A 4905-nucleotide genomic window follows, 5' to 3' on the forward strand; every position below is an offset into this window, starting at 1 on the left:
CCGCCTCCCCCATCTCGCCAATGCTGATAACGACGCCAGAAGACTTTCCGAGAGCCTGAAAAGGCTGAACTTCGACGTGCTGACCGGAACTGATCTTTCGTCCGACGGGTTTGCACAAATCTTTCAGCAAGCCGACGCCAAACTCGCGACCGCCAGCGCGGTGCTTATCTTTTACGCCGGTCACGGCGTGCAGCTTCAGGGCGAGAACTTTCTGTTGCCGGTCGACACGCCCGACGCGCAGAACCTGGAGCAGCTGACCGCGCGCGCCATCAGGCTCAATGATGTGATCGCGAAATTTGCCAGCCGTGAGCGGCAGACCTTCATCTTCCTCGACGCCTGCCGGAACAACCCGGTGGGCAAAGGTGCCAGCGTCGCCGACGGTCTGGCGCAGGTCGAAGTGGGGGAGAATACTTTTGTCGCCTTTGCCACCCAGCCCGGTAACACCACGGTTGACGGAGCCGGCGACAACAGCCCCTTTACCACGGCGCTGCTGCAGAATGTCGAAATCCCGGGGCTCAGCATTTCCGACATGATGATCCGCGTGCGCAACGAGACCGAGACGCTCACGCTCGGCCGTCAGGTGCCTTGGGATCAGTCGAATCTGCGGGAGCAGTTCTATTTCACCGAGCAGCAGGTGCTCGATCCGGCCCAATTGAGCGCCAGCCTTTCGCGTATCCTGTCGGATCCGGTCGCAAAGGAAAAACTGCAGGTCGAGCTTGCTTCCAACGACCTTCAGACGGCTGTGATCATCGTCGGGCAGACATTGCGATCGGTCGAGATCACGCCGCCGGCAGGCCCCTCGGCCAGGCCTGCCGGCACGCAGGTCGCGAGCCTCGAAGGCGCCAAGCAAAGCGTTGTCTCCGGCCTCGAAACGCTGATCGTCGGCAAGTCGGCCGGCGAGCCGGACGAGGAAAAGGCGACAGACCTGGCGCGCAGCATCCAGACGGAGCTGCGCCGATTGGGCTGTTACCGCGCCACCGTCGACGGGAATTGGGGCAAGGGTTCCGTCCGCGCCCTCACCAGCTACTACAGGAACACCAGGCGGATCGCGTCGACGACCGAACCCACCGTCGAGCTCCTGAGCGACCTGTTCTTGCAGTCGGGCCGGGTGTGCAAGGATCCGGTCGTCGTGCAGAAGGCCAAGCCGGCCAGGATCTCGTCCGACACGGCGCCCGAGCGAGGCAAGGCGACTGGCCGGAAGGCGGCAAGGTCCTCGAAACCGCAATCCTCGCGGCCGGCTGCCCCTCCCCCTGACATCAGTGGCGGGATCGGCATCGGCGGCGTGTTCTAGCGGCGCCACAATATCTATTGAGCGTTTATGCGCATCTCGACGCGGCGGTTGACCGGATCGTACGGATTGGCGACCCGCGGATGCGTTGCACCAAGACCAACGGGCGTGACGCGCGACGCCTCGATGCCGTTCGACAGCAGGAATGCGGTCACCGACTCGGCACGGCGTTCCGAAAGCCCTTTATTGTAGGCGGGCGAGCCGGAGGCGTCGGTATAGCCTTCGACGACGAAGCTCTGGGCCTTCAGACGATTGTCCTTCAGCGCCTTCGCGAATTCGCCGAGCTTGGCTTGCGCGTCCGGCATGAGTTCGGCGGAATCGAGGTTGAAATTGATCAGCATGTCCAGCCCGGCCGCCGCCGGCGCGTCCGCCTTGCCGTCGCATTCGGCTTCAGCGCCGACGCATATGCCGCGCGACTGGCCGAGATGGGCTGTGCTGGCGAAGAACTTGATGATGTCTTCCGACGATTGCGCCGGTCCGGCAAGCGAGATCGAAGGCATCAGCGCCGCCGCCAGAACGAGGAGAGAGATGGTCGCGCGCATGGCCGCCTCCGGTATCGCCGTCACGGATCGAAACCACACTGTCCCGCAACGGATGACCGGACGATGTGACGCATCTCACATACAGGCAAAAAGGCCCAAATACCGCGGTAGCGGGCGAAGATCGCGCCCGCCGTTCGACGCTGCCCCTAACCCCTGTCTGGTTGATTTCTCAGACAAAATATGTTGCTTGTCGCGCCCATGAAAAAGCTCTGCCTCTTGGTTCTGGCGTCCCTGACGCTGGCTTGGCCGGCCAAGGCGATGGACAATGCGTTGCGCGCCGGTCTCCTGAAACTTGATCCACAGACGCGGCTCGAACAGCGATGCGATGCCGAAGTGCTCGACCGGATCACCCATGACGATAAGAACTTCAAAGCGGACCTGGTGGTCGCCTACGCATTTGCCACGCCGGAGATGAGCGCCGACGCCATCAGAAGTCCAGGCGCGGCCTTTCGCAGCAAGGGGCAGTGGTACCGGCTGAAGTTCAAGTGCCAGACCGCGCCCGACCATATGCAGGTTCTGCAGTTGCGTTACCGGATCGGCGACGAGATCCCGGAAACCGATTGGGCGAAGTACAACCTCTACGACTGAGGCAGCGGTGCACTTGCACCAGCCTCTCGGCGACCCTGCGATCCCGATCGCCGACCGATCAGCCGCTTGCCGAAAGAAACCGCCTTGCCGACCTTGTTCCGGGCAGTGACTTGACGTGCACGAACCATACACGTTAGGGCGTCTGGAAATTCGACGACCGACACTCGGCGAACAGCAAAGGGCCTCCAGTCGATGGACATTTTCAGCGCCGCAAGCCTGACCGCCCTTCTCCAGGTCATTGCCATCGATCTCGTGCTGGCCGGCGACAATGCGATCGTCATCGGGCTGGCGGCCGCAGGTCTGCCCACCGAGCAGCGCAAGAAGGCAATCCTGATCGGCGTCCTGGCGGCAACGGTGCTGCGCATCCTGTTCGCCGCGGTCACCGTCAAGCTGCTCGCGATCGTCGGCCTGCTCTTGGCCGGCGGCATCCTGCTGCTCTGGGTGTGCTGGAAGATGTACCGCGAGCTGCGCACCTCCCATGCCGACGAGGAGGAGGCCACGGAGGCGCTGTCCAACACCGACTTCGACAGCGACAGCAAGATCGCCGGCAAGGCGCCGCGCAAGACCCTTGGCCAGGCGGCATTGCAGATCGTCGTCGCCGACGTGTCGATGTCGCTGGACAACGTGCTGGCGGTCGCCGGCGCGGCGCGCGACCATTTCTGGGTGCTGGTCATCGGCCTCGTGCTTTCGATCGGCCTGATGGGCCTTGCGGCAAGCTTTATCGCCAGGCTGCTGCATCGTTATCGCTGGATCGCCTATGTCGGCCTGGCGATCATCTTCTATGTGGCGGTCGACATGGTCTATCGGGGCGTGTTGGAAGTGTGGCCGCATGTGAACAACGCGGTGGGCTGACGTTTAATATCCGTCATGGCCGGGACTGGGGCCGGCGCAATGCGTTTTGCCGCAGGGCGGGCCAGCCCATACCAATGCCGCAATTAGTGTGGTATTGCGCCCGCCGATCCCGAAAAGCCCGGAAAACCTTATGTCTGCCCCTCGCGTCAGTTTCGTCAGTCTTGGATGCCCGAAGGCGCTCGTCGATTCCGAGCGCATCATCACGCGGCTGCGTGCCGAAGGCTATGAGATCGCCCGCAAGCATGACGGCGCTGATCTTGTCGTGGTCAACACCTGCGGCTTCCTCGATTCCGCCCGCGACGAGTCGCTCAACGCCATCGGCTCGGCGCTGTCCGAGAACGGCCGCGTCATCGTCACCGGCTGCCTCGGCGCCGAACCGGAGGTGATCCGCGAGAAGCATCCCAACGTTCTCGCCATCACCGGACCGCAAGCCTATGAGAGCGTCATGGCGGCGGTGCACGAGGCGGCGCCGCCCAGCCACGACCCCTACATCGACCTTTTGCCGCCGCAAGGCGTGAAGCTCACGCCGCGCCACTACGCCTACCTGAAGATCTCCGAGGGCTGCAACAACCGCTGCACTTTCTGCATCATCCCGGCGCTGCGCGGCGATCTCGTTTCACGGCCGGCTGCAGACGTGTTGCGCGAGGCCGAGAAGCTTGCCAAGGCCGGCGTCAAGGAGATCCTCGTCATCTCGCAGGACACCAGCGCCTACGGCATCGACATCAAGTACCAGACCAGCATGTTCGGCGACCGCGAGGTCAAGGCGAAGTTCCTCGACCTGGCCGAAGAACTCGGCAAGCTCGGCATCTGGATACGCATGCACTATGTCTATCCCTACCCGCATGTCGCCGACGTCATTCCGCTGATGGCGGAGGGCAAGATCCTTCCCTATCTCGACATCCCGTTCCAGCATGCCTCGCCGCAGGTGCTGAAGAACATGCGCCGCCCCGCGCATGGCGAAAAGACGCTTGAGCGCATCCGCGGCTGGCGCGAGGTGTGCCCGGATCTCGCCATCCGCTCGACCTTCATCGTCGGCTTCCCCGGCGAGACCGACGAGGATTTCGAAATGCTGCTCGACTGGCTGGACGAGGCCAAGATCGACCGCGCCGGCTGCTTCAAATACGAGCCGGTCAAGGGCGCCCGCTCCAACGATCTCGGTCTCGAGCAAGTGCCGCAGGAGATCAAGGAGGCGCGCTGGCATCGTTTCATGCAGCGCCAGCAGAAGATCTCGGCCACGCAGCTCGCCAGGAAGGTCGGCAAGCGCCTGCCGGTGCTGATCGACGAGGCGCATGGCACGTCGGCCAAGGGCCGCACCAAATATGACGCGCCGGAGATCGACGGCTCGGTGCACATCCAGTCGCGCCGCCCGCTGCGCGCCGGCGACATCGTCACCGTCAAGGTCGATCGCGCCGACGCCTACGATCTTTACGGCTCTGCGGTCTGACCGCGTTTCGAATTCGCCGCATTTACTACAACTTGCGATAGGTCCGGCCTCCGTATCCCGTTCCATCGCGATCCGCGCTATGCGTTCCGGACCGTAGATGCGAGGGTCGCATGGACGCCAGACCGGCACGGCAGGACTATATCGCGACGCTGGACCTGTTGCGGCTGGCGGCGGCGCTTGCCGTTGTATTC

The 4905-nt window shown here is 63.4% G+C and carries 5 protein-coding genes; 4 read left to right on the forward strand and 1 reads right to left on the reverse strand.

Features of this window, described 5'->3' with window-relative positions; all coding sequences use genetic code 11:
- Nucleotides 1-1291, forward strand: a 1291-nt coding sequence (locus tag EN780_RS27465) for a caspase family protein (protein WP_133372735.1), incomplete at its 5' end; no start/stop codon positions are given.
- Between the two features lie 14 nt (nt 1292-1305).
- On the opposite strand, the gene EN780_RS27470 is transcribed toward EN780_RS27465, so the two are convergent.
- Nucleotides 1306-1830, reverse strand: a complete 525-nt coding sequence (locus EN780_RS27470; protein WP_128275866.1) for an OmpA family protein — start codon at nt 1828-1830, stop codon at nt 1306-1308.
- Nucleotides 1831-2010: 180 nt separating this feature from the next.
- Between EN780_RS27470 and EN780_RS27475 the strand changes: the two genes are divergently transcribed.
- The 3 genes from EN780_RS27475 to rimO all read left to right on the forward strand — a co-directional run bounded on the left by EN780_RS27475 (nt 2011) and on the right by rimO (nt 4714).
- Nucleotides 2011-2418 carry a DUF930 domain-containing protein gene (locus EN780_RS27475; protein ID WP_128275867.1) on the forward strand — a complete coding sequence of 136 codons (408 nt, stop codon included), beginning with the start codon at nt 2011-2013 and terminating at the stop codon, nt 2416-2418.
- Nucleotides 2419-2610: 192 nt separating this feature from the next.
- Nucleotides 2611-3270, forward strand: coding sequence for a TerC family protein (locus tag EN780_RS27480; RefSeq protein ID WP_128275868.1), 660 nt, complete (start codon nt 2611-2613; stop codon nt 3268-3270).
- 130 nt (nt 3271-3400) lie between these two features.
- The gene (gene rimO / locus EN780_RS27485) at nt 3401-4714 is read left to right on the forward strand and encodes a 30S ribosomal protein S12 methylthiotransferase RimO (protein ID WP_128275869.1); all 1314 of its coding nucleotides are present in this window, start codon (nt 3401-3403) and stop codon (nt 4712-4714) included.
- Nucleotides 4715-4905 lie beyond the last annotated feature (191 nt).

It is taken from the genome of Mesorhizobium sp. M4B.F.Ca.ET.089.01.1.1, assembly GCF_004022605.1.
GTDB lineage: Bacteria > Pseudomonadota > Alphaproteobacteria > Rhizobiales > Rhizobiaceae > Mesorhizobium > Mesorhizobium abyssinicae.

What these genes read in the sequence shown, in the direction of transcription:
- EN780_RS27470 (WP_128275866.1), bottom strand. Translation starts at nt 1,830, where the DNA reads ATGCGCGCGACCATCTCTCTCCTCGTTCTGGCGGCGGCGCTGATGCCT.
- EN780_RS27475 (WP_128275867.1), top strand. Translation starts at nt 2,011, where the DNA reads ATGTTGCTTGTCGCGCCCATGAAAAAGCTCTGCCTCTTGGTTCTGGCG.
- EN780_RS27480 (WP_128275868.1), top strand. Translation starts at nt 2,611, where the DNA reads ATGGACATTTTCAGCGCCGCAAGCCTGACCGCCCTTCTCCAGGTCATT.
- rimO (WP_128275869.1), top strand. Translation starts at nt 3,401, where the DNA reads ATGTCTGCCCCTCGCGTCAGTTTCGTCAGTCTTGGATGCCCGAAGGCG.